At 41.0% G+C, this 24,132-nt stretch carries 22 protein-coding genes; 11 read left to right on the top strand and 11 right to left on the bottom strand.

The window, feature by feature from the left end; all coding sequences use genetic code 11:
- The first annotated feature begins 44 nt into the window (after positions 1–44).
- The 5 genes from IPM47_06085 (at position 45) to IPM47_06065 (ending at position 4,294) form a co-directional block, all read left to right on the top strand.
- Positions 45–740 carry a hypothetical protein gene (locus tag IPM47_06085; protein ID QQS30505.1) on the top strand — a complete coding sequence of 232 codons (696 nt, stop codon included), beginning with the start codon at positions 45–47 and terminating at the stop codon, positions 738–740.
- A gap of 158 nt (positions 741–898) precedes the next feature.
- On the top strand, positions 899–1,549 hold the full coding sequence (locus IPM47_06080) for a hypothetical protein (GenBank protein ID QQS30504.1): 651 nt from the start codon (positions 899–901) through the stop codon (positions 1,547–1,549).
- A 105-nt stretch (positions 1,550–1,654) separates the two neighbouring features.
- Complete coding sequence (gene lysS / locus IPM47_06075) at positions 1,655–3,175, top strand: lysine--tRNA ligase (GenBank protein QQS30503.1); 1,521 nt, start codon at positions 1,655–1,657, stop codon at positions 3,173–3,175.
- Between the two features lie 37 nt (positions 3,176–3,212).
- A complete protein-coding gene (gene apaG / locus IPM47_06070) occupies positions 3,213–3,599 on the top strand; it encodes a Co2+/Mg2+ efflux protein ApaG (protein QQS31401.1) in 387 nt (128 codons plus the stop codon).
- 134 nt (positions 3,600–3,733) lie between these two features.
- A complete protein-coding gene (locus IPM47_06065; GenBank protein QQS30502.1) occupies positions 3,734–4,294 on the top strand; it encodes a DUF255 domain-containing protein in 561 nt (186 codons plus the stop codon).
- Positions 4,295–4,386: 92 nt separating this feature from the next.
- Here IPM47_06065 and IPM47_06060 read toward each other — a convergent pair whose 3' ends face one another.
- Positions 4,387–6,156, bottom strand: a complete 1,770-nt coding sequence (locus tag IPM47_06060; protein QQS30501.1) for an alkaline phosphatase family protein — start codon at positions 6,154–6,156, stop codon at positions 4,387–4,389.
- Between the two features lie 257 nt (positions 6,157–6,413).
- The gene (trxA, locus tag IPM47_06055) at positions 6,414–6,719 is read right to left on the bottom strand and encodes a thioredoxin (GenBank protein QQS31400.1); all 306 of its coding nucleotides are present in this window, start codon (positions 6,717–6,719) and stop codon (positions 6,414–6,416) included.
- A gap of 346 nt (positions 6,720–7,065) precedes the next feature.
- Here trxA and IPM47_06050 point away from each other — a divergent pair, with 346 nt between their 5' ends.
- From IPM47_06050 to IPM47_06035, 4 genes are all read left to right on the top strand, one after another.
- Entirely contained in the window at positions 7,066–9,219 is a 2,154-nt protein-coding gene (locus tag IPM47_06050) for a helix-hairpin-helix domain-containing protein (GenBank protein QQS30500.1), read from the top strand.
- A 100-nt stretch (positions 9,220–9,319) separates the two neighbouring features.
- A complete protein-coding gene (locus tag IPM47_06045) occupies positions 9,320–9,547 on the top strand; it encodes a hypothetical protein (GenBank protein ID QQS30499.1) in 228 nt (75 codons plus the stop codon).
- Between the two features lie 91 nt (positions 9,548–9,638).
- Complete coding sequence (locus IPM47_06040) at positions 9,639–9,998, top strand: hypothetical protein (protein QQS30498.1); 360 nt, start codon at positions 9,639–9,641, stop codon at positions 9,996–9,998.
- Positions 9,999–10,121: 123 nt separating this feature from the next.
- On the top strand, positions 10,122–10,289 hold the full coding sequence (locus tag IPM47_06035; protein QQS30497.1) for a hypothetical protein: 168 nt from the start codon (positions 10,122–10,124) through the stop codon (positions 10,287–10,289).
- 333 nt (positions 10,290–10,622) lie between these two features.
- Here IPM47_06035 and IPM47_06030 read toward each other — a convergent pair whose 3' ends face one another.
- The 4 genes from IPM47_06030 to IPM47_06015 all read right to left on the bottom strand — a co-directional run bounded on the left by IPM47_06030 (position 10,623) and on the right by IPM47_06015 (position 14,993).
- Positions 10,623–12,419, bottom strand: a complete 1,797-nt coding sequence (locus tag IPM47_06030) for an alkaline phosphatase D family protein (protein QQS30496.1) — start codon at positions 12,417–12,419, stop codon at positions 10,623–10,625.
- Between the two features lie 195 nt (positions 12,420–12,614).
- Positions 12,615–13,220: an IS630 family transposase gene (locus IPM47_06025; protein ID QQS31399.1), complete on the bottom strand. Its 606-nt coding sequence runs from the start codon at positions 13,218–13,220 to the stop codon at positions 12,615–12,617.
- On the bottom strand, positions 13,217–13,636 hold the full coding sequence (locus tag IPM47_06020) for a helix-turn-helix domain containing protein (protein QQS30495.1): 420 nt from the start codon (positions 13,634–13,636) through the stop codon (positions 13,217–13,219). Before IPM47_06020 ends, IPM47_06025 begins: the two co-directional genes overlap by 4 nt.
- A gap of 367 nt (positions 13,637–14,003) precedes the next feature.
- Entirely contained in the window at positions 14,004–14,993 is a 990-nt protein-coding gene (locus tag IPM47_06015; protein ID QQS30494.1) for an acyl transferase, read from the bottom strand.
- Between the two features lie 220 nt (positions 14,994–15,213).
- Here IPM47_06015 and IPM47_06010 point away from each other — a divergent pair, with 220 nt between their 5' ends.
- Positions 15,214–15,732: a hypothetical protein gene (locus IPM47_06010; GenBank protein QQS30493.1), complete on the top strand. Its 519-nt coding sequence runs from the start codon at positions 15,214–15,216 to the stop codon at positions 15,730–15,732.
- Between the two features lie 66 nt (positions 15,733–15,798).
- Here the strand turns inward: IPM47_06010 and IPM47_06005 are convergent, their stop codons facing one another.
- Both IPM47_06005 and IPM47_06000 read right to left on the bottom strand, forming a co-directional pair.
- Positions 15,799–16,638, bottom strand: a complete 840-nt coding sequence (locus IPM47_06005) for a hypothetical protein (protein QQS30492.1) — start codon at positions 16,636–16,638, stop codon at positions 15,799–15,801.
- 90 nt (positions 16,639–16,728) lie between these two features.
- A complete protein-coding gene (locus IPM47_06000) occupies positions 16,729–17,208 on the bottom strand; it encodes an acetyl-CoA carboxylase biotin carboxyl carrier protein subunit (GenBank protein ID QQS30491.1) in 480 nt (159 codons plus the stop codon).
- A 462-nt stretch (positions 17,209–17,670) separates the two neighbouring features.
- On the opposite strand from IPM47_06000, the gene uvrA reads away from it, so the two are divergent.
- Positions 17,671–20,559, top strand: coding sequence for an excinuclease ABC subunit UvrA (uvrA, locus tag IPM47_05995; protein ID QQS30490.1), 2,889 nt, complete (start codon positions 17,671–17,673; stop codon positions 20,557–20,559).
- 77 nt (positions 20,560–20,636) lie between these two features.
- On the opposite strand, the gene IPM47_05990 is transcribed toward uvrA, so the two are convergent.
- The 3 genes from IPM47_05990 to ruvB form a co-directional block, all read right to left on the bottom strand.
- Positions 20,637–22,013 (bottom strand): SPOR domain-containing protein, encoded by a 1,377-nt coding sequence (locus IPM47_05990; protein QQS30489.1) that lies wholly within the window; start codon positions 22,011–22,013, stop codon positions 20,637–20,639.
- Positions 22,014–22,074: 61 nt separating this feature from the next.
- Positions 22,075–22,755, bottom strand: a complete 681-nt coding sequence (locus tag IPM47_05985; GenBank protein QQS30488.1) for an SPOR domain-containing protein — start codon at positions 22,753–22,755, stop codon at positions 22,075–22,077.
- Positions 22,756–23,016: 261 nt separating this feature from the next.
- Positions 23,017–24,066 carry a Holliday junction branch migration DNA helicase RuvB gene (gene ruvB, locus IPM47_05980; GenBank protein QQS30487.1) on the bottom strand — a complete coding sequence of 350 codons (1,050 nt, stop codon included), beginning with the start codon at positions 24,064–24,066 and terminating at the stop codon, positions 23,017–23,019.
- Positions 24,067–24,132 lie beyond the last annotated feature (66 nt).

Raw genomic sequence — 24,132 nt, 5'->3', positions numbered from 1 at the left:
GAGTGCAGATTCCTTAATTGATGATCCTCCATACAAACATTATTATGCCATTAAACTCCCCTCAGCTCAAACAATTGTATATCAACGGATATATCCTTTCCTATTCCGGATGGTATTTCAACCACGTTGTAATTGCCGGACAATTGAGCAATTCTGTTCACGAACAGGTGCTGGAGGAATGTGAAAAACTGATTGAATGGATTAAAGGCCAAAGCGAATGGTTTATGCAAAACATCCCCCATGTAAACCATACTGCCGAAATTTGCGGATTACAAGTACCTCAGGTGCCGGTTCAACCGGACGATTATTTCAAATGGGCTGAAATTTCTTACAACGCATTTTACAACTTGTTTCCAACTGCATCGGCCGAACAGTTAGCCTTCAATCTGGGCTTCAATCTCGGCAATATCAGTTGCACGCTGGAGTTACTCAAAACCTTCCTGTTCCTCAACCTCAAGCTATCCGGGTTTTTAAACTATAACATACAGTTGGACCATTTGATTGCCGACATTCATAATTCACGGGAACGCCTCAACCTGATTGGTACTTTGTTCGGTTCTTTACCCGATACCGAATTTGTACAGCAGACCTGGCAGACACTTGAAAAAGATGTTGGGCAAATTCTTAGTCTGTATCCCGAACAGCCTGATGCACAACAACATTTAGAACTGTACCAATTATTGATCGAGCTATTACCCAATTTTCACCACACCTGGACATCCCTGTTAAACAACTTTTAGCCCCTTACAGAACTTTTTAGAACCCGGGAACGCTTATGTTGACAATTAACAACCATTCTTTCAATCAGATGGACAATATCAGGTGATAATAAATACCACAGTTTGGTTATTTTCCGTTTATGCTTTTACTTTGTTCCCCAATATAAAACCCTACTCCTATGAAAAAGCAACACCTTGTTTACATCCTGATGCTCGCATTGACAGGTCTCGGTTTCTTCAACATCACCGATTGTTTTGCACAAAGAACCCCCGTTCCTTCGAAAAATTCTGCACCATCCGACAGCGAAAATGACGATGGCAATAAAACTACAGTAGGCAAATTTGACCGAAGCCGGTTTTTTGTAGAAGGAAATATCGGCTTCAATTTTGGCAATGGATTTGGATTTATTTCTGCTTCCCCAACTTTAGGTTATTGGTTTACCAACCGGTTTTCGGCCGGTGCCGGCCCTATCTTTGAATATTACCGGTGGAGTTCTTACAAAGGCCGGGTACTTGGCGGTCGCACTTTTGCCCGCTATCAGGTGTTTAACAATCTGTTTAACTCAGGGGGCAATCTTTTTGTACACGGACAATACGATTTTTTGACTTACAAAGACAATTATCTGTACGAAAACAAAAGGGCAATTGCCCACCGCCTTCCGATAGGTGCAGGATTTAGCCAGCCTATGGGGCGGGTGGCGCGGTTTAACCTGATGGTGTTGTATGATGTTTTGTACAATAAAAATAAAAACCGCGATATCCCTATTTATAACAACGGATATATTTACAATGGATTTATAATTCAGGGAGGAATAAATTTTGGCTTTTAACAAGACTAAATTGCCCTTGACCGTTTTTTCGCATCTAACACCCTTAACCGGCAATTCCGGCGGGGATTTTTCATTCATTCAACAACCAACACACGCTTTTTTAAAATGGCACAGCATTTAAGTGAGCAGGAAATTGAAAGGCGCAAAGCGCTGGAAGAACTGCAATCTTTGGGAATAGAAGCCTATCCGGCTGCCGAATTTGAAGTAAATACTACCGCTGCCGACATACAGAAACATTATCACCCGGAATCCGGAAATTTTCAGAACGTGCAAATTGCCGGCCGCCTGATGACCAAACGCATCATGGGAAAGGCTTCCTTTGCCGTGTTGCAGGATGCATCCGGTAAAATCCAACTCTATATCAGCCGCGATGATATTTGCCCCACCGAAGACAAAACCCAATACAATACGGTGTTTAAACGTCTGTTGGACATCGGCGATTTTGTGGGTGTACATGGCTATGTGTTTATTACTCAAACCGGGGAAATTACCATTCATGTAACCCAACTTCAACTGTTAAGCAAATCGCTAAAACCACTTCCGGTTGTAAAAACCGAGAAAGACGGAACCGTTCACGATGCGGTCATTGACCCCGAATTCAGATACCGTCAACGTTATGTGGATTTAACCATCAATCCTGCAACAAAAGAGGTCTTCATCAAACGCTCGCAACTGATCAACAGTATGCGCCGTTTTATGGCCGAATCCGGATATCTCGAAGTCGAAACCCCCATCCTTCAGTCTATTTACGGAGGTGCTGCTGCCCGCCCGTTCAAAACCCATCACAATGCGCTCGATATCCCGTTTTACCTGCGCATTGCAAACGAATTGTACCTGAAACGATTAATTGCAGGGGGATTTGAAGGTGTGTTTGAATTTGCCAAAGACTTCAGAAATGAAGGGATGAGCCGCTTTCATAACCCGGAGTTTACCATGCTCGAAGTCTATGTAGCCTACAAAGACTACCTGTGGATGATGAATTTTACGGAAGCCATGATTGAACGGGCTGCTATGGACCTGCACGGTACCACAGAGTTGATGGTCGGTGAAAATCTAATTAGTTTTAAACGGCCATGGAAACGCTATACCATGTATGAGGCAATTGAGCAATTTACCGGCGTGGACATCAGCACAATGGATGAACATCAACTGCGTGAGGTCTGTAACCGGTTCAACATCGAAACCGACAGCTCGATGGGAAGAGCAAAACTAATTGATGAAATATTTGGTGAAAAATGTGAACCGCTACTCATACAACCTACCTTTATCACCGACTATCCGGTTGAAATGTCGCCCTTGGCTAAAAAACACCGGACTAAACCCGGGTTGGTCGAAAGGTTTGAAGCCATCTGTAACAGCAAAGAAATATGCAACGCTTTTTCAGAACTGAACGACCCTTTAGACCAGCGACAACGATTTGAAGAGCAGTTGGAACTCGGAAAACGGGGTGATTTTGAAGCCATGATGCTCGACGACGATTACCTCCGTGCCCTCGAATATGGAATGCCTCCAACTGCCGGACTCGGTATCGGGATAGACCGCCTCACTATGATTATGACCAATCAGGCATCCATTCAGGATGTTTTATTATTCCCACAGATGAAACCCGAAAAATTTGACCTGTAACCCCCTGAATTTTTTATTCCAGACTCTGACCAATATGATTGTAAGCGCTCAAACAGATGGCATACAGGTAAGTGTAGAAACTAATTACTATCCCGAAGGCTCCAACCCGCAGTACAGTTTTTATTTGTTCGCTTACCATATTACCATTCACAACTTGACCCGTTTTACGGTACAATTGCTTCGCCGGCATTGGTATATCTGGGATGGAGACGGCTCAAAAAGAGAAGTTGAAGGGGAGGGAGTTGTCGGAGTTCAGCCCGTTTTAGAACCGGGTACCTCCTACCAATATACTTCGGCCTGCAACCTCCAAACCGAGTTTGGGCACATGTACGGCTCATTCCTGATGGTGAGATTACAAGACAATCATCAGTTTTGGGTGCAAATACCCGATTTTAAGATGGCAGTACCTTACCGGTTGAATTAGTACGAGCGATGTCCAATTTTTTTTACTGCAATTTCGTTAAACCATTAACAGAAAATTCTGTCCGAATAGATTTTAGCAATACCCATTTTTCTAATCTTTCTGTCCTTTCACAAAAATCAAGAACTTTTTAAAAAATGAAACAAATTCTCCTCTCATTTGCCCTTGTGTTCTCGCTCTTGTCTTTAAATTCCTTTACTTTACCGAACAGTGCCGGCAAACCGAAAGGCGAAAAGGTAAATTGGGTATCTATTATCGAAGCCATTGAACTCGCTAAAACAGACCCCAAAAAAATCATCATAGATGTATATGCAGACTGGTGCGGTTGGTGTAAAAAAATGGATAAAACCACGTTCCAACATCCCGAAATTGCAGAATATATCAATGATAAATACTACGCTGTAAAATTTGACTCAGAATCCAAAGAAACCATCACCGTTGGCAATGATGTTTTCCGATTTCGTTCAGACTCTCGGGGCGGAGTACACGAATTGGCACTCACCCTGCTCGATGGCCAAATAAACCTGCCCTCTGTTGTGGTTTTAGACCACCAACTCAGCAAACTGACCATCATCCCCGGATATATGGAACCCCGCGATATGGATAAAGCCCTGCGTTATTTTGGAGACGGCTACTACGATAAAAACATCAAATGGGGCGTGTTTGAAAAAAACTTTCGCTCCGGAATAGGCCGGTAATAAATTGCAGGTGATTAAAATTAAAAAACGAAGGCTGAACTCAAATTAGCCTTCGTTTTTTTTTGAACTGGTTATAAATTCGGTTATTCCGGCTATTCCAGTTCGAGTATAACTTGTCCCGGAGCAGGATTCGCCCATTGAACAGTGATGGCATTTGTGCCCTGCCCGCTCAGGATAACTCCACCATTGACTGACCAGTTATAGCTGCAATTGCCCTGAGGTGGAACCTGATAGTATTGTACATTACCTGTGCAGTTAACTTGTGGTCCCGAAATCGGAATAATCAGACTTCTGCCGTCTAAATCCCATTCAGGTAAAAAGCCGATACCAAGATGGGTCAACGCCGTACAGGCAATATCTACAATGCGGGGAGTGTTCGAAAAATCAAAGCAGGTTTGCGCACCGGTTGCCAAAACCCATTGTATAGTCCCCCCTGTCTGCGCAGCATGAATTCCGTTAGGAGATGAATCTATCAAGGACGAGCCGCTTCCTTCATCCATTTTCCAGTATGCCAGCAAGTTGGCATAGTTACTATGTGTATTGTTGACCGATTCGCAGGTCCAGGCTGAAACTGTTTCCGCCGTCAATACTGTATTCCAAATCCTCACTTCCGAAATTTTGCCGTTAAACCAATGAGGATAAGTTCTGGTGCCGTCTTGTCCGATGGTCAGTGGCAGAGAACTGTTGATGTCGCTTATATTTGCCATACTGGTGATACCGGCCAACTCTCCATCCTGATACAAAGTCAGCAGCCCATCGCGGTCAAAAGTTGCGGTAAGCAGATGCCATTGCCCGTCAGAAACCACCCCTCCATTCACATCCACACGGTTTACCCCATCTCCGACATTCACTTTCCACCGGTTTAGATTGGAAGTTGGCGTAGAAATTACAAATCCTTTGTTGACCCCGCTGTTCCAGTTTTTGTCCGAAATAAAGGCGGCATCGCCTGTCAGTGTAGTATATTGAACCCGCATTTCTATTGAAAAATCCTGAGTAGTTCCAAACTGAAAAGCAGTACCCGGACTCACAGGCGCAGCATATTGGTTGGTCCCGTTAAAATTTAAAGCTGTGGGAATGTCCTGCAGAATGGTTTGGCGAACAATTTGTTGAGGAGGCAGATTATCCCGATGAGCGATGACAAAAATATTTCGCTCTTCAAACGAGGGTCCTCCATGTCCATTGGTATTTCCGCCATGGTCGGTTGATACAAGTATCAGCCAGTTTTCACTGTTATAAGTAGGCCGGTTATACAGAGCAGTTAAAATTTCACCGCAATAACCGTCAGTTATCTGAATGGCATTCAGGTAAGCAGCTACACCCGGGTCAAATCCATGTACATGCCCATTCAAATCTACATCGTCAAAGTCAACAAACAACACGTCCGGGTTACCGGTGTTGAGAATTTCAACCGATTTGTTTTTTACCTCTAAATCTGTACTGTAATTGTACTCTTCATCGCAAAGTGTGTTGATGATGGTGTTGATGGGCGACCAATGACAAACCGAAGCGGTATTCAATTCTGGATGTATCGTTTCAACCCGTTGAATAAAATGAGGATACTGCGCATAGTTGGGGCTGGTAAAAGCATTGTTATACACATTGTGTTTGGTTTCCCATACCCCTGTGAGCATACTGCTCCATCCGGCACCGCTCCAGGTAGGTGAGTGTGTAAAAGCATCATAAGAATAAACCCCATGCTCCAGCAATTGGTCGAGATTTGGCGTATTGGCTGCTTGCAAGGCATCTCCCCGGCAACCGTCTATGCCCAGAATTAACACCTTATTTTGGTTTTGAGAATACGCTGTTTGAAAGGCAAATAAAAATAACAACAACTTTACTGCAAATACACTCCGGTTTTTCATCTTCTTAATTTTAATGCGCTGTACTATGAACGCAAATTTAAGAATAGCGAGCAATTGGAAGTATTTCTAAAGTTGGTTTTTTAGACCTAAACAACTCGTTGAACCAACATATCAGTTATAGAAGAATGGAAACCCCATAAATCAGAATGATTTTGTTTTCTTCGTTTTTCAGGAATCCAAACGGGGCGAACCGTCTTTCAGAACGCCCCGCTTTCACTTCCTGCCAAACGAATAATTTTAATAATTGAACATCAAATCTAAGCCAGTTGACTCATCATATGCCTTAGCTGACTGAGTTGAACCAATCCGCTGTGCCGCCATTTGTTCTCGCCGTTTTTAAATAATATCAGCGTTGGGATGCTCGAAATGTTTAAAGCTTGAGAAATGCCCTGATTGTGGTCAACGTTAATTTTGATAACTTTGACTTTTTCGCCCATCTCAGTTTTGAATTCTTCCAAAACAGGAGCCATCATGCGGCACGGGGCACACCAATCTGCGTAAAAATCTACTAAAACAGGCACCTCGCCTTCAATTAATTCTCTGAATGTTTGTTTTGCCACGATTAAATTGAGTTATTATGGTTTTTAAAAATGGTTGAAGATGACATCCACCTTCCTGCATCAAAAACATCAGACTCAGGGGAAGAGTTGAGTAACTTTTGTCACATAAGCAATGACAAAAATCAAACAGCTTGTTTGTAGATTGCCCGTGGATTTAATTAGTTTCTCAACTCACGGTGATTTGTGTTTCTTAAATAGAAACGGAAGCAACACTGTCTGATAACAAATATTCCCTTACCTTTGGCAAGGTAATTTGGGATGGGTAAAGACTGGTAAACGTCATTCTTTCACCCTTACAAATGACACAAGTTGATGTAAAACGACAGATTCTTTTTTTGGTTTCAAAAGTATGCGTAATCCATTTATTAAATATCTCTTTTGGTTTATAGGGTTGGCTTGTATTTACGCCGTTCCCTTGCAGGCGCAGCCTTTACCCGAAGGTAAGGAAGATAACCTGCCCTCAGTAGATGAAATGATAGAAAACCTGACCGAAGATTTGGAAGATGCCGAAATTGATTACGATACCTATCAGGAAAAACTGTATGATTATTTGCAAAAGCCATTAAAACTCAACAAAGTAGATTACGATGATATTTCGGAACTGGGTCTGCTATCTGATATTCAGATTAACGGTATTCTGAACTACCGGAATATGATTGGCAACTTTATTTCAATTTACGAGTTGCAATCAGTACCTGAGTTGGATATGGAAACCTGCCGGCGCATAGCTCCTTTTTTTACTGCCGGAGATTTGGACGATTTTCATATTCCCGTTAAACATCTGTTTTACAAAGGCCAGCATCAGATTTTCATTCGTTATACGCGTTTACTCGAAAATCAGGCAGGATTTATTCCTTCTACACAATCTGACGGCACGGAAGCCCCTCGATACAAAGGCAGCCCCGAACGGATATATACCCGCTACCGTTACAATTACGGCACCCGCCTCAGTTATGGTTTTACGGCAGAAAAGGATCCGGGTGAGGAGTTTTTCCGTGGCTCCCAAAAACGAGGGTTTGATTTTTATTCTGCACATCTATACCTGCGCAATATTGGGGTGTTTAAACATGTTGCACTTGGAGATTACGAAATCAGACTGGGACAAGGACTAATAGCCTGGACGGGTTTAGCATTCCGAAAAAGCAGTTTTGTGATGAACATTGCCCGAAACAGCCAACCGGTTAAAGCCTACACCTCAGTCAATGAGGCGTTGTTTTACCGCGGTGGGGCTGCTACTGTTGGGCATAAAAACTGGGAAGCTACGCTGTTTGCTTCCTACAAGCCAATTGATGCCAATTTAACAACTCAGGTATCAGATACCACCATAGTTGATGTTGAAACCGAAGAAGGGGATGTGGTGATTGAAGATGCCGCCGAATTACAGGAAGCATCATCTCTCTTGATTTCAGGCTTACATCGTACTGATGCCGAACTTGCCGATCGAAATGCTATTCGTCAGTTTGTTACCGGTGGCAGTATGGGTTACAAAAGCCGTAAGTTACAACTATGCTTCAACTCCATCTACACCCGTTTAGATGCCAACCTTGTTCCACAAACATCTGCGTACAATCAATACCGGTTTACAGGAAATGAACTGCTCAATATCAGTATGGACTACCGGTTTTTATGGCGCAATTTTCATTTTTTTGGAGAAACTGCAATAAGCGATAACGGCGGGCTTGCCACCTTAAATGGCTTGCTGGTGGCACTTGACTCAAAAGTATCCTTGTCTGTTTTGCACCGTTATTATCAGCGCAATTTTCAAACCCTTTATGCTGCACCCTTTGCCGAAAGCACGCTGCCTAACAATGAAACCGGAACTTTTATCGGGCTGTTTCTGAAACCAATCTACAAAATTGAAATCAGCGCTTATGCAGATATTTACAAACACCCCTGGTTAAAATTTTTGACCGATGCCCCGTCACACGGAGCAGATTTTTTGCTGCAAGCAACTTTCAAACCTGTTCGCGACTATGAAATGTATCTCAGGTTCAGAACCGAAACAAAAGGCAGAAACACACCCGATAACATAACAGTTACTGACTACCTGAGCGACCAATTGAGAGGCAACCTGCGCTATCATCTGCAATGCAGAATCAGCAAAACCATCACCCTTAAAACCAGGCTCGAAACAACTTGGTACAAACATGGCGAACCCCCTGCCGAGTTTGGATATATGATTATGCAAGACTTTATTTTTAAACCCCTTTCTTTTCCGCTTTCTTTCTCAACAAGGTTTGCACTGTTCGACACCCCTTCTTACAATACCCGGATTTATGCTTATGAAAACGATGTGCTGTTTGTGTTCAGCGTTCCGCCATACTACAACCGCGGCAGCCGTTTTTACCTCACCCTTCGATACAAAGTGTTTAAAAATTTAGATGTATGGCTGCGGTTTGCTCAAACCTATTGGGCAAATCAGGATAGTATTGGTACTGGAAATGACCAAATTGAAGGCAACACCAGATCAGAGGTTAAAGCCATGATGCGGGTCAAATTTTAGGAAACAGGCGATGTACCTAACAGTAGTTTCCGTGTTGTTTTAGAATATGACTAACCTTGTTCAATCAAGCCACAGGCTGTCTGTTGGAGATAGACAAATTATGTTTTGTAGAGACAAGGCATGCCTTGTCTCTACCCTATACCCACCATCCACCACCAACCAGTTTCCCGCTTCCCACATCCTGGCACTTATAGGTCCTGCCATAGACAGAAACTATCCGGCAAATCCGGCAGCAACTGCAAAAATTTCTTGCATGATAATCAGGGTTTTAGTCAGCAATTTTAGCCTTACACCCTTTAAAATTTTGAAAACTTTAGAAATTAAATAACATTTCTGAAAAATTCCATAATTGCTGAATTGTGTTTTCTAATTTTGCCACATTCCATTATTTATCTTAGAATTAAAAAACACAACAAACTATGATTTACAGAAAGAATACTACTAAAGAAGAAATTGTGAAGATGGTAAAGAACGGGGAATTGACCTTGGCAGGGTGTAATGCAAGTGCTAAAGCAAGTAAAACTTATGGTAAAATTGGCACTTACAACCCCACAACAGACACTTTTTGGGTTGATTGCAAAGGTGGCCGTTCTTTAGTAGTGAATACAAAAAAGAACGAAGCCACTTCAACTCAGGTTTTTTTTAAAGATGAGTTGGAAGCTTTGGATATGGGTTTTAGGCCATGCAGTATTTGTTTCAAAGAGTTATATGATGAATGGAATATCGATAGGCTTGGATGGGCAAAAAAAAGGATAGAAGCATTGAAAAAGAAAACTTAGCCAATCATTATACTAATACCATCCAATCTAATATTGCATCTGCGACATACCAATAACCTACAAATAGGGGTAAAGCTGGGTTGTGCCCCTTAACCGGCAATTATTCCACCACCACTTTCCCGCATGCAACTGACTGCACCGATGCGGGCAACCACACCCGATAGTATTAAATACCCGTCGGCAATTGGGCTACCGATATTTGTGTTACTCCTGCGCTACCCGGCAACACTGACTTGCTATCTGACTGCCAAACGCATAGTACAAACTCCGGATTGTGCAACCGGAAGGTAACCCACCGGCGGCGGGTATTTAGTGGCGGATGTAGAAGTGGGCAGATGCCGGAACAGGATAAACCAATACCTCTGTTGCTTATATCGAGTTAGCTGGGATGCCGGGAAACACTTCTACCACCACCCTACTGTCGCAACCTATGTAGCTGTATTTTTTGGCGAGGCTGTTTAATTTAAGTACCTGTGCTGTTGGAGGGCTGCTGTATTAGTAGCCGGTCAACACGAAGCCCACATCGCGGTGTGGGTTGAAGGTATTTGAGATAGCAAGATTTATCAGGGTATGAGGCATTATTTTTTTGCCAATCTATAGTGCCAACAAAATTTAATTTGAGAATTAAGGCAAATATATTTTTTGGCTTTCGCATTGGTTGTTACCGCTTTGATATACCACTATATAGTTTCCATGTGGCAAGTGGCTTACATCAATAATTGCAGTATTGTAAGTAAAACTTTCGAGCGGAATTTGTGCTACTGTTTTACCTGCCATATCGGTTATATAGCAGCGGTCGGCAGGGTTTATGGTGTAATCGGGCTGTAATTGAACAATTAACTGACCGCTTTGGGGCGGGACCGGATATACCTTGCTGAGTATGTTATTGGCAGTATTAGCAGTTGGGGTATTAGTTTTACCTGAGTGAGCAATGGTAATATGACTAACCACTTCATTATCTTCATCTATCACATAAAGTTTTACCGAATCTGCATTAAACACTTCTATTTTACCAAATGCGTTTTTAAAATTGGTATTCCCCAAGCCGTTTCCACCTCCATTCCAAACCGAGTCGCTTATGGAGGGCGCATTAGGAATTAACTGCCCGAATAAATTGAGAAAATAGGCCAGGTTGGTTCCGGTTACACTTAGCCCACTTGCGTTTAGTTCGGGCATACCGGCATTGGTTCCGTCGTCTATTACATTGTGGTGCGTATCGCCGCTAATGTATATCAAATCTTTTAATTGGTTATCGGCAATAAATTGGAGCAGTTCATTTTGTTCTTCGGGGTAGCCTGCCCAATAACCTGCAAAGCTGGCAGAAAGGCGAAATCCGGTGCCGTTTACCCCCGCTATACTTAAAGCTGTTTGCTGAAAATTGAGCGCAAAATTGATAATCAATCTTATGTTTTTATTAAACGGTACACCGCCAACCAAAAACTTCCAATCGGCGTTAGAATTCATTAGTCCGTTTTTAAGCCATTGCATTTGTTTGGTGCCTATAATTTTATGGCCGGGCGGCGGGTTAAAAGACCATAGGTTGGTGGCTACATCGTATTGGTAGGCTAAGGTTGGTAAATCGGAATTCGAACGGGTATCGAGGAAAAAAAATTCGCAATTACCCATTTTAAAACTGTGGTACAGGCCAATGCTTGTATCGGGCAGGGCATAAGCAGGAAAAAACTCGGTATAAGCCTTAAACACATTGGAGCGCATTTGCTGTGTAATGGTATCAAAAGTAAAGCCGTTATAGATTTCGCCGCTTAAGGAGTCTTGCGTATAGGTAGTACTGTACCAAGCCTCCCTGTGTGGGCCAAACCCATCATCATCATCGTGTACATAATCTATAGGTACGGTGAGCAACATATCTTTCATCCGGTTTTCGTTGTAATGCCTGCGCCATGCTAATTGAACGGTGTTATAATTGGTAGGATAGGTATTATCTAACTGATAACTTGGATATGTCCAATCGCCGGTATGTAAAAACAGATTGGGTTGATGCAAAGGTATGACATCAAAAACTTTCATGTTTTCGGTTTCCTGACAAGAGCCTGTTGTAAAAACGTAATGCCCCTTTTGCCCTTCGGGCGGAAAGGTAGTAAAACTGCCTTTTCTCTCATCGGGTTGGCCGTCAAACAAGAGTCGGTAATAATAAAAGGTATAGGGTTGCAGACCTGTCAGATTTAAAATAGTGGTGAAATCTTTATCTGCAACGGTATGTCCCGCAAACTGTATAGTTTTACCAAACAAGGTATCCTGAGAAAGTTGTAAGATAAAATTGCGCTCAAAAGAAGTGCGCACATACATACGGGCACTGTGAGGACCCAAAGCACCCACTACAGGGCCATGGGTAACAAATTGAGCAAAAACAAGCGGTAATGAACAAAAATAAAAGAGTAAAAAGGAAATGGAACGCTTCATTGAAATCAAATTACTTATTTAAGCAATTACCCGATGCTCCAATCTTTTGTTGTGCAGACCGGAAAGTTTGTCAAAAATAGTAAAAACAAATAAAGCAAGTAAGAGAAGCAGCCAAATTGTCAAAAGCTCAATAATTAATACTGACTATATTTAAAAAATAGTGCTATTCATTTCCATGTAAGTACTTGACCATATTTAGTTTGCATTAAAAGGGCTAAAATTGATTTTGAGATGATTGCCTATATTAGCCATACAACGATTGACAGCATAAAGGAGGCTATCTTTTTCGAGGTAATCTTCTGGAACAAGCCACTCACACTTTAACTTTCTCCACATCGTTTCGGCGATGTTCAAATGCGGCGAGTAAGTGGGCAGAAAAAAGACAAACAAGCCTCTGTTTTGCCAAATAGGCAGTAAGAGGTTCAATAATTTAGATTGGTGGACACTGGAATTATCCAAGACAACAACGGTATGTTTTCTGATGTTAAGCGATAATTTATCCAAATGATTGACAATAAACTTGGCATCTATATTCTGTTGGGTGGTTTCCCAATAGCATTGATTTGTTCTGCTAATCAAGCCAAATATATTGACTTTGTACCCTTTTTCTGTATATACAGCCACTTTCTCATCGGGGAATTGCCAGCCGTAGGGGACATATCCCTCGCTACTAACCCTGCTTTCATCGCCATAAAATAGGTCTATCTGCCCTTTTTGTGACAACTTCTCCAATTCTTGCAAGTCCGATTTCTTCGACTGATAAATTTGCTCATCAGGCTTTCCTTTGCAACGCTTTCTTATACGTCTATATCGTCCCCCAAGCTTTTTAAAAAACGTTTAAAAGTGCTCTTGCTTACTTCTTTTCCACTTGAAGCCTCCCATTCTGCCTTGGCGGTAGCTACTTTTTGGCGATGCTGACTGACGGCTTCCAAGATAGCATGCTCATCCGATTTTTTATCAATAAGAGGCTTTTTGCCACGCCCCGGTTTGATGTATAAGCCTGCTATCCCATCTGATTTATACCGTTTTAACCAACTGTTCACACTCACATGACACATGCCTACTATGCTTCCTACATCTTTTGAATGCCGACCCTCAGCTTTTAACAAAATTGTCTGGCAGCGTTTTCGCAAACTATGGTTATCTGATTTTTTAAACAGTGTCTCTAACTCTTTTCGACCTGTTTCACTTAGTATCGGTGTGTTTACTCGTCCCATAGGCGCAAAAATACAAAATAATACAAACTATTTATTCAGTAATACTTAGGTGAAAAAAGTTCGGAATAATAGTAGCAAATTCAAAGAAAACCGACAAGAGGAAGATTAAAAATTACTTGTACCAATCCATATAAAAATGCAAGATATTAGTTGAAACAAATTTTAACAATCAGGTAACTATTAGAGTCTGTTTAAAACTTTTTCTGCTGATTAGAAATAGATTGGAAAATTATGAAATAGTAGGGTTTTATATAATCGTTATTCAATCCTCCTGAAAAAGTCTTGTCTAACCAAGTTACAATATAGCCATACACATATCCGGGTAGTTACAATTATGTTTAAAGTATCTCCCCGATTGATTTTATAATTAAACCAACAGGTTACACCCTCTTACATCACTATAGTCGAAGCGGCCAAGCACTTCAAATGTGCCGTTTTTATACAAACGGCCGATGTCTTGTGTTGCTAAAAATGCGCAGGAATGAACATTGGCAAGGTCAACAACGCTCAAAGCTCCGGTTTCACTATAGCCGGCCAAGGCAAAAGGATCGTTTACCTCGTGTGTTACTACCTTCATCCAAGGGGGGCATTGAAATCTCCCACTGCCTAACGAATATGCTTGTGAAAGCAACTCCGTCATTCCATACTCGGAGCAAACTGCGGTTAAGTCCCATGCCTCGCAAAAAATCCGGTGCAATGCTTCCCTGACAATTTCAGGTCGCCTGCCTTTCATTCCTCCGGTTTCGATGACCGTTACATTGTTCAAAGGCTGAGGAAACTGTTCGGCAAAATCCCATAATGCAAACGAAACTCCAATCAAAAGGGTTTTTTGATTCCATTTACTAATTTGTTGCAGGGTGTTGTTTAATTGTTCGTAATTGTGTAGATAAAACCCACTGAGCGGATGTTGGCTAAGTTCGATTAAATGCCGGACCATGTAAATTAACGAAGACCCATCCCGCTCTAAATATGATGGCAGAAGTGCCAGAATACAATATTCGTCAGGATTTCCAAAGAATTGCCGGAAGCTTCGTGTGAAACTCTGCTCATATATATCAATATCATGAATAAAATGTGAGGATGTGGATGTTCCGGTGGTGCCGCTACTGGTAAAAACTTTTTGAACTGTTGCACCTACGGGACAAACTAATTGATGAGTTTTGAAAAATTCTACCGGAAGAAACGGAATATTGACTACTTTTTCAATCGTTTTATAGTTGATATTGAGCAGTTGAAGGTATTGGGTATATATTTCATTATGAACCGCCTGATACCGAAACAACTCCAATGCAGTTTGGTCAAACTGCCCGTTTGTTATGTTGAACAACTTTTTTTTAAATGTAGTCAGGTCAAACATCGAAAAAATAATCCTTTTTGGCTTGATTAACCCACCAAAAACACCAAATTTGCGTTATGTTGGAGAGTACTCAATTATTGTATCAAAACTATAGCGAACAAAAGCAGAAAAACCTGCCTCAATAGACAAAAGTTTACCAACCCTGAAAGGAGTATTTTTTAAATTGTAAATCAACCTTTTGTGGATTGAAAGCCATTCTCCCTCTATCAAACAATTAAACATGAAAAACGCTGTATCCGGTTTCAAATTATTTGCTCCAAAACCGCTCATTCTGCTGTTGACTGTAATAATCCTAATGAGCCAAAATTCCTGTATTCAACCCGACAAGTTTCCGGACGAACCTCAGATAACCGGAGTTTCAATCAATAAAAGCACGATTCAAAACCTGTTGGAAGACTTCGTGGTTTCGGTAGAGTTTCAGGACGGAGACGGGGATATCGGAATTACCAATGAATATCCGGAAGCAAACGCTTTTTTGGTTGACGACCGGACAGGCTATGTAGATTCTCTGAAAATACCTTATGTTTCACCACAAGGTAATATAAAAGCTATATCAGGCACCCTGAACTTTACTATTCTAAGCGAGTGTTGTATTGCAATCAGCGGTATCAGTTGCACACCCAATGCCATCTATCCTCCTGCGGACACCGTATCCTATACCGTCATCATTAAAGACCGTTCCGGAAATGTGAGTAATGCTGTTGAAGCCCCTCCTTTGGTAATTTTATGCCCGTTCTGATTTGATGGAACAAACCATATTTCAGTTACGACAGTGTTTCCAGGTAACCGGACATTGGTGGTGAATTTATTCTTCGTCTTTAACAATATTGTTTAAGTATGCTTTTTTGATTGATCCGTCAGACGAAAACCATTTTGGAAGGCAATAATAGTATCCCCTCATTTTACTGTCTCCTTTATATTTTTTTATTTCATTTAATTTGGAGGACAAATTAAACAACGTTTTAGCGATTACTCTTTCTAATGCGGCCATTTCGTTGTCTTTGTAATTAAACTCTTCCTTTGCTGCTGCGACAATTTGTTTGGTCATGGAAGGACGTTTGCTGTTGGCAAGGTAGTTTGTTACATAAGCGTTCCAATCGGCAAAAGAAATCGGACGTAGATTTCCATCTTCCATGCCTTTTTGTTTTGCCTTTTCAACATCGGATATTTTTTTCCTGCCCCGTTTAACCTGAATCTGTTCAGCACCTATATCTGTACTGTCTGAAGAGGATGATTTGTCTTTACCTGCAACTTTTTTAACCTCTTTATTTTTACCGTCAGCAGATTTTTCTTTTTGAGCCTTAAGCTTTCGTCCACTTCTTCGGGCGGTTGTATCTGAACTTTTGTCAGACTTTGATTCATCCTGATCCGATTGTTTAGCTATTGAGGGTGTATCGGTTTCTTTGCTGTTTAACTCAGTATTAAGTACCTCTGAAGAAGATTCCAATACAAAGCCGTCGAATATTTCCATCATATTTTCATCGTCCTTGACTTGTTTTAAAAACAAAGCCTTCCCGACTTTCTTTCTAAGCTTTTCTACCCTTTTTTCTGCGGCTATCAGATTCTTTTCAGCTTTTTTCAATTTTTTCTGATAGTGTTCCAACAATAATTGTATGTCCGAAGCAGATAGTTTATCCTTTGCCATAAAACAGTATTTTATAAATTTTTACTGACTTGGTTTTCTTTCATAAAGGAAAAGAAAAGTTTTATTAACTACTAATTTAGAAGATTATTTTTATTGGAAATTGATTAAATTTTCATTCTTTTCTACTGCTTGCCCTTTTTTTACCTCAATACTTTTTATGACTCCATCTCCTGTAGCTTTTAAAACATTTTCCATTTTCATGGCCTCTAAAACCAATATCGGGTCTCCTTTTTTGACTTCCTGTCCAACCTCTACCTTTATATCCAACACCAACCCGGGCATTGGTGCTTTCAAATTGCTTAATTTGCTGTGTTGTTCTTTTTGAATTCCCATTTTTTCAAGCAGCAAATCCATTTTATCTTTGAGAACAACCGTGTAATTGGTTCCATTTATACTAATAGTCAGTGTCTTGGATTCCAAATCTGTTTTCACTAACCATATATTATAACTGCAATTGTCTTTTATAAGATGATAAACCCCTCCCCTGATTTCAATCAGGTCGAGATCTTTTAGTGCTTCTTTCAAATCTATTTCAAAATGGAATTGTTGATTTACGACAGCCTGATACATAGTTTATGTTTAAATGAAATAAAAGATGCATTCTCTACTTTGGAGTGGAAAAAGAAAATGAGAATATCCCAAACTTAACTTATCAAAATATTGTTGGCAAAGTTAATCATCCATCTGACAATCTTTCGTTTTCCTGAAATTAAATAGAGCAAATAAAGTGGTAAGTAAATAATTGATATTTAGCAGGTTTAGTAAACAAACTATTCATCAGTTTTTTATTCCTTCGGTTTTCTTTCAGTCACTTTAAACTCAAATCAAAAAAATCAACTCTTTTCTCATCTTACGCTCAACTGTTATTTACTAATTTTCCAATCTTTACTTACACCACCAAAAGAAATTTCGGCGATTTACATTGATTGCTTATCAATACCAACCGGTTAAACAACAAGAACAGATTTTACTATAAAAGCCCTAAAACCATTAACGGATCAAACTTGTTTAACCCCAATACCCTTTTTATTCATGCTTCAGGAACAGACACCCTCTGCCTATCCGGCCATTAGCGAGTTTGAGATTGAATTTTTAGAAGTCTATGGTGCCCGGGTTCATAACCTTCAAAATATAAATATTCGTATTCCGCGAAACCGGATGGTAGTGATTACCGGAATTAGCGGAAGCGGCAAATCATCTTTGGCATTCGACACTATCTATGCCGAAGGGCAGCGCCGCTATATGGAAAGCCTGTCTGCCTATGCCAGACAATTTATTGGCAGCATGGAGCGGCCGGATGTGGAACAAATCAACGGGCTGAGTCCTGTTATATCTATTGAGCAGAAAACAACTAATAAAAATCCCCGTTCCACAGTTGGAACTGTAACCGAAGTTTACGATTTTCTTCGATTGCTTTTTGCAAAAATCGGCGAAGCTTATTCTTACAATACCGGCAAACGCATGGTTCGTTTTACCGAGTCCCAGATAGTTGAACATGTTCTTAAAAATTTTAACCAAAAAAAAGTGGGTTTACTGGCTCCAGTGGTCAAAGGCAGGAAAGGACATTACCGCGAACTGTTTGAACAAATAAGGCGGCAGGGTTACGTAAAAGTGCGAGTTGATGGAGAGATTCAGGATATTACCGCCAAGATGCAATTAGACCGTTATAAGGTTCACGATATTGAAGTGGTCATTGACCGTTTAAACATCTCTCAAGAGGTGCGGCCCCGGTTGGCTGCATCAGTCGGCACAGCGCTTAAAATGGGCAACGGGTTAATGATGCTTGCCGAACACGAAACCGGACAAATTCACTATTTCAGCCGTTTGCTGATGTGTCCAGATACCGGAATTGCCTACGATGAGCCATCACCCAACACATTTTCTTTCAACTCGCCCTATGGTGCATGTCCCGAATGTAAAGGGCTTGGCTATACACATGATGTTGACATGGAATTAGTGTTACCAGATACTGAAAAAAGCATCAACGAATTGGGTTTCCCACCTTTAGGCGAAGTGCGTGAAAACCAAACCTATATCAAACTAAGAGCGTTATCTCAGTTATTTGGTTTTACATTTGCCACCCCCATTAAAAACATTCCCCCCGAAGCAATTGAGGCTATTTTATATGGCACAACACCGGAGACTTATGAAAAATCAAGACAGTACGGCATATCCAAAACTGCTCCTGTAGAATTTGAAGGAATTGTGAAGATAATTCGCCGATGTTATGAAGACCGGAATATAGGGGAAGAAATTCGCCGATGGGCTGAGGGGTTTATAGTCAGTAAAACTTGTGCCACCTGCAAAGGTCAGCGTTTGAAAGTAGAGGCATTGCATTTTAAACTCAACGACCTGAATATTGCTGAAGTGAGTGATATGTATATTTCTCAACTTAATCAATGGCTATACCAATTGGATGAGCATTTAGACGAAAGACAATTAACTATTGCCAAAGATATTTTAAAGGAATTGCGAATCCGCACCGGCTTTTTACTCAATGTGGGGTTAGATTATCTCAGCCTTAACCGTCCTTCCCGTACACTTTCGGGCGGTGAAAGTCAGCGCATTCGGCTTGCCACTCAAATTGGATCTCAGTTGGTGGGCATTACCTATATATTGGATGAACCCAGTATCGGACTTCATCAGCGGGATAATCACCGACTGATTTCTGCCTTAAAAGAACTGACTACTATTGGTAATACCGTTTTAGTGGTAGAACACGATAAAGATATTATGATGGAGGCTGATTATGTGATTGATATAGGTCCCGGTGCCGGAACTCACGGAGGGCATATTGTTGGGCAGGGAACTCCAGAAGATTTCAGCAAATCGGATACTTTGACGGCACAGTATCTTCGAAATGAAAGGTTTATCGCCCTACCCGGAAAGCGCAGATCCGGAAATGGTAAGGAACTGGTTTTGCACAATGCCTCCGGTCATAACCTCAAAAATCTAACCGTTGCCTTTCCTTTAGGCTGTCTGATTTGTGTGACGGGTGTGTCGGGAAGCGGTAAGTCCTCCCTCATCAATGAAACACTATACCCAATCCTAAACCGGCATATTTATAATGCAGTTAAAAAACCACTGCCTTATTCCGAAATCGAAGGCTTAGCGCATATTGACAAAATTATAGAAATTGACCAATCTCCAATTGGTCGAACCCCACGATCCAATCCTGCAACTTATATTGATGTGTTTACCCATATTCGTCAATTGTTCAGCGATACGCCAGAAGCAAAAATCAGAGGTTATAAAACAGGACGCTTTTCTTTTAATGTGAAGGGCGGGCGATGTGAAGTCTGCGAAGGGGGAGGAATGAAAGTAATTGAAATGAATTTCCTGCCCGATGTTCATGTCTTATGCGAACGTTGTCTGGGGAAGCGATATAACCGCGAAACGCTCGAAATCCGTTACAGAGGAAAATCAATCAGTGATGTGCTAAACATGACGGTTGAAGAGGCTGTTATTTTTTTCGAACCAATACCAAAAATTTATCACATGCTCAAGGCCCTTCAGGATGTAGGGTTAAATTATATCACGCTCGGACAACCGGCCACCACATTGAGTGGAGGTGAGGCTCAAAGGGTTAAACTTGCCTCAGAACTTCGCAAACGAGATACCGGAAAAACATTTTATATTTTAGATGAACCCACTACCGGACTACATTTTGAAGACATCAATATACTGCTTCAGGTGATTCAAAAATTGGTAGATAAAGGCAATACCGTTGTAATTATAGAACACAATATGGATGTGGTAAAAGTTGCCGATTATATTATTGACATAGGTCCGGAAGGAGGCGCAGGTGGTGGTGAAATTGTATGTAAGGGTACACCTGAAACAGTGTCGCAACACCCTTTCAGCCACACCGGCAAGTTTCTGAAACAGGAATTAGAAACAACCAATGTTAAACCTTCTTAGCACCTGCCGTTACTAAACTGCTTAAATAATACTGCTTAAACAATGAAGCAATCACCACCGTCAAGTGCTTGCAAGTGTCATTCTTTGATGTTGATTTGTTTGCGCAGTGCTTCTTCATTGACAATCTGAGCATCTACAAACTTGTTATCTATCCAAAGCCGTGCTTTGAACGAACTGCTTTTATGATAGCCTTTGGTCTTTGAATTGGTTTCTTCTATGGTATAGGAGAGCAAATCGGGAACATGATCGGCATTCAAATCCATCAGCCAACTTTCGGTAGAGCTAAAAAATCCCTCTTTGCCTTGCACGGCACTTATCAGTTCTTTTCCGATAAACTTCATCTTAGTTTTGTCGAAAATATACAAAGTAGTTTCATTAGCCTCTTCATATTTATCAATACCGCTTCGGATAACGAAGCCGTCAAAATCTGTATTGATGGAATACCGGTAAACTGCAAAATATCCCAAATCTGTGGCCAGATTTTGTAGGAACAGGTAATGCAAACGATCGGGTAATCGGTTGCCTTTCAGTTCGCGGTTTTTAACATCTGCAGACGAGTTGGATGAGGGTAATGTGTTTTTATCTTCCACCACAATAGGGTTATATGGCGGGACATGCAACACTTTAAAATTAGGAGTGGTAAAAAAACTAAAAAACTGGCCTGTATCATACAACTGATTGGGAGCAACGTTTTCTCCTTGAGGTTTATTGATAGGAGTACCCGGTCGGGAAGGTGTATCGCTTGGTGAAGGTAATTTGGCAGCAACTGTTTCCTTTTTACTGTCGTTGGCTTTGCTTAAAGTTGAGGATTCAGATTTTTTTTCCGTTGATGTAGCTTTAGCCGATACGGGGGTTTTTGTTGAAGTGGAAGGAGGGATAACAATGGGTTCAAGAATTGCGTCATTAAAACCATTTTCAAGAACTTGTGCAAGTGTTGCTTCGGCATCTTGCTTATCTGAAAAAGGTCCCATCACAATTTTTTTCTTTCCATTGTCTTCTTCCACATACATATCGGAGAGTCTGGAAATAGTGCCTAATTTAACATCTTTCAAATCGTCAAACCTGCCTAAAACAACGAGATATTGTGTATTTAAAGCATCCTGCGATTCTGCACTGATGCGACTGATATGTTCTGATTTGATAGATGGATTATGGCTACAAACGAAAGCATTAGAAAAACCTGCTTTGTGAACTTTTGGCAAAATATTTTCTGCGGTTGCTCTGTCTGGAAAATACCCCACGACTACCCGACTCATGCCATTTCCGGCATCTTCGGCATAAACATCCCCTAACGGAAACAGGCTGTCTAACTTAGCAGTTTTAAGGCTTTTAAACGCTCCGACTTGTATTTTGTATAAATTTGAATTTTGACCGGTTCCCTGACCTGATACCGGTGATAATCCTGTAAACAGAAATAAGGTTACACAGATTAAAATAGCAATCATTCTTTTCATGCGCCTGTTTTTTAGGTAGTGAAAATAAATCCGGCTGTTTGGGTCAGTAAGGGAATGATTATTATTTGTCTTCACGGATAAAGGCTTCTGTATATCCTCGTTGTTTTGTCACAGAAAGAGCTTTTTCTGCCGCAAGTCTGCCAACAAACTTTGAGATATAAACTTTAATCAGTCCATTATCATTTTCTACCATTAAATCACCTAAATCTACAATGTTTCCAAAACTCTTTAAATCGAGTGTTTTATATGCACCTAACTGTACAAAAAATATTGGTTCCGAATCTGCAGTAACCAGTGCATTTGTTGGCACATTCATAACCTCCATTTTTTCGACAGGTTCCGTTTTTTTGGATGAGGTTGTAGGAGTATTACTTACATTTTTTGAAACCTCAGTTTTAGGAACATCTACTTTTTGAGTTAGAATAAAAGCACCGGCATGCCCCATCTCAATTAGCTTCTCGAGTACTTTTTCAGCCTTTTCCCTGCTGGGATAATCTCCCACTATAATACGCTTTAAACCTTTGCCACTATCTTCTAAATAAGTGGGAAAAACACCGGAGAGATTGTCAAATTTTTCGGTTGGAATTTCCTTATATGCTCCTAACTGAATTTTGTAAATGGTAGTTGTTTCTTTTGTGGAATCGGTAGTTTGTGCCTGTACCGTAAACAGGTTTAAAATCACAGACATCCCCATTAAAATGGCAGTCATGAATAAAAAGGGTAAAGTAGCTGGCTTTCTCATGTACTTATTGTTTTAGTTTGGGTAGATATTTGCTGAATATATTTAGGTAAAGATAAGCAAAGATAGTTTATTTGATTTCAAATATCAATGCTTTATGTATAAAGTATAAACGATAAACTTAAAAAAAACTTTTAGGCAGGAGTGAGATTGATTAACCGGAGAGCTAAAACGGGTCAGAATCTGGTCAAAAATTGTTTGGAAAAATTATTTGGGGCAGAAAGGAAAACTACTAACAACCTGCAATTACATAGAAGTAAAAATTTATTGGTTACTGTCCGAAAACAAATCGGGCATTATTCGGGAAGGGGGTATTTTGTTCAGGTGGCGAAAAGCTTTTTCGGTTGCTTCTCTGCCTCTTGCTGTGCGTTTTAAAAATCCCTCCTGCACCAAAAACGGTTCATATACTTCTTCCAAAGTACCGGGTTCTTCCCCCACGGCCATTGCAATTGTCGTAATTCCAACCGGCCCACCGTTAAACTTTTCGATAATAGCCGACAATATCCGGTTGTCCATTTCATCCAAACCTGCCGCATCAACACTGAGGGCGTTGAGGGCATGACGGGTTATTTCGAGATCTATAGACCCATTACCAAGTATCTGAGCAAAATCACGTACCCTTCGCAGCAGGGCATTGGCAATACGTGGAGTTCCCCTGCTTCGGGAGGCTATTTCGCAAGCACCTTCGGGAGTGATAGAAGTATTTAAAATTGAAGCCGAGCGGTTTATAATGTTGGTTAGTGTGGCAATATCGTAATAATCCATCCGGAAGGTTATACCAAACCTCGAACGCATGGGCGAAGAGAGCAAACCCGAGCGGGTAGTTGCCCCTACCAAAGTAAAAGGATTGAGCGAAATTTGAATGCTTCGGGCACTTGGGCCGCTGTCAATCATAATGTCTATGGTAAAATCTTCCATTGCCGCATACAGGTATTCTTCAACCGTTATGCTAAGGCGGTGAATCTCATCAATAAACAATACATCGCGTTCTTCGAGGTTGGTGAGCAATCCTGCTAAATCTGCAGGCTTTTCCAACACCGGGCCTGATGTTACTTTTACATTTACTCCCAATTCGTTGGCAACAATATGCGATAGGGTAGTTTTACCCAATCCCGGTGGGCCGTGTAACAAAACATGGTCTAAGGCTTCACCACGCAGCTTGGCGGCTTCAATAAAAATTTTAAGGTTATCTATTATATGCGGCTGCCCCTTAAAGTCGGAAAGTATTCTTGGGCGAAGCACTTTTTCTACTTCTTGTTCTTTTCCGGACAAGGCATCTTTATTGGCCTGAAGATTAGGGTTGCGTTTGTTCATGGGAAGGCTTGGGGTAAAATGGGCAATAAAAGTGCAAACTAATGATTTTTATGCAATTTGTCAGTT

The sequence above is a fragment of the Sphingobacteriales bacterium genome (genome assembly GCA_016700115.1).
GTDB lineage: Bacteria > Bacteroidota > Bacteroidia > Chitinophagales > UBA2359 > UBA2359.
The sequence above is the reverse complement of the archived record's forward strand: the minus strand, read 5'-3'. Positions and strand labels throughout refer to the sequence as shown.

What these genes read in the sequence shown, in the direction of transcription:
- IPM47_06085 (QQS30505.1), top strand. Translation starts at nt 45, where the DNA reads ATGCCATTAAACTCCCCTCAGCTCAAACAATTGTATATCAACGGATAT.
- IPM47_06080 (QQS30504.1), top strand. Translation starts at nt 899, where the DNA reads ATGAAAAAGCAACACCTTGTTTACATCCTGATGCTCGCATTGACAGGT.
- lysS (QQS30503.1), top strand. Translation starts at nt 1,655, where the DNA reads ATGGCACAGCATTTAAGTGAGCAGGAAATTGAAAGGCGCAAAGCGCTG.
- IPM47_06065 (QQS30502.1), top strand. Translation starts at nt 3,734, where the DNA reads ATGAAACAAATTCTCCTCTCATTTGCCCTTGTGTTCTCGCTCTTGTCT.
- IPM47_06060 (QQS30501.1), bottom strand. Translation starts at nt 6,156, where the DNA reads ATGAAAAACCGGAGTGTATTTGCAGTAAAGTTGTTGTTATTTTTATTT.
- IPM47_06050 (QQS30500.1), top strand. Translation starts at nt 7,066, where the DNA reads ATGCGTAATCCATTTATTAAATATCTCTTTTGGTTTATAGGGTTGGCT.
- IPM47_06045 (QQS30499.1), top strand. Translation starts at nt 9,320, where the DNA reads ATGTTTTGTAGAGACAAGGCATGCCTTGTCTCTACCCTATACCCACCA.
- IPM47_06040 (QQS30498.1), top strand. Translation starts at nt 9,639, where the DNA reads ATGATTTACAGAAAGAATACTACTAAAGAAGAAATTGTGAAGATGGTA.
- IPM47_06035 (QQS30497.1), top strand. Translation starts at nt 10,122, where the DNA reads ATGCAACTGACTGCACCGATGCGGGCAACCACACCCGATAGTATTAAA.
- IPM47_06030 (QQS30496.1), bottom strand. Translation starts at nt 12,419, where the DNA reads ATGAAGCGTTCCATTTCCTTTTTACTCTTTTATTTTTGTTCATTACCG.
- IPM47_06020 (QQS30495.1), bottom strand. Translation starts at nt 13,636, where the DNA reads ATGGGACGAGTAAACACACCGATACTAAGTGAAACAGGTCGAAAAGAG.
- IPM47_06015 (QQS30494.1), bottom strand. Translation starts at nt 14,993, where the DNA reads ATGTTTGACCTGACTACATTTAAAAAAAAGTTGTTCAACATAACAAAC.
- IPM47_06010 (QQS30493.1), top strand. Translation starts at nt 15,214, where the DNA reads ATGAAAAACGCTGTATCCGGTTTCAAATTATTTGCTCCAAAACCGCTC.
- IPM47_06005 (QQS30492.1), bottom strand. Translation starts at nt 16,638, where the DNA reads ATGGCAAAGGATAAACTATCTGCTTCGGACATACAATTATTGTTGGAA.
- IPM47_06000 (QQS30491.1), bottom strand. Translation starts at nt 17,208, where the DNA reads ATGTATCAGGCTGTCGTAAATCAACAATTCCATTTTGAAATAGATTTG.
- uvrA (QQS30490.1), top strand. Translation starts at nt 17,671, where the DNA reads ATGCTTCAGGAACAGACACCCTCTGCCTATCCGGCCATTAGCGAGTTT.
- IPM47_05990 (QQS30489.1), bottom strand. Translation starts at nt 22,013, where the DNA reads ATGAAAAGAATGATTGCTATTTTAATCTGTGTAACCTTATTTCTGTTT.
- IPM47_05985 (QQS30488.1), bottom strand. Translation starts at nt 22,755, where the DNA reads ATGAGAAAGCCAGCTACTTTACCCTTTTTATTCATGACTGCCATTTTA.
- ruvB (QQS30487.1), bottom strand. Translation starts at nt 24,066, where the DNA reads ATGAACAAACGCAACCCTAATCTTCAGGCCAATAAAGATGCCTTGTCC.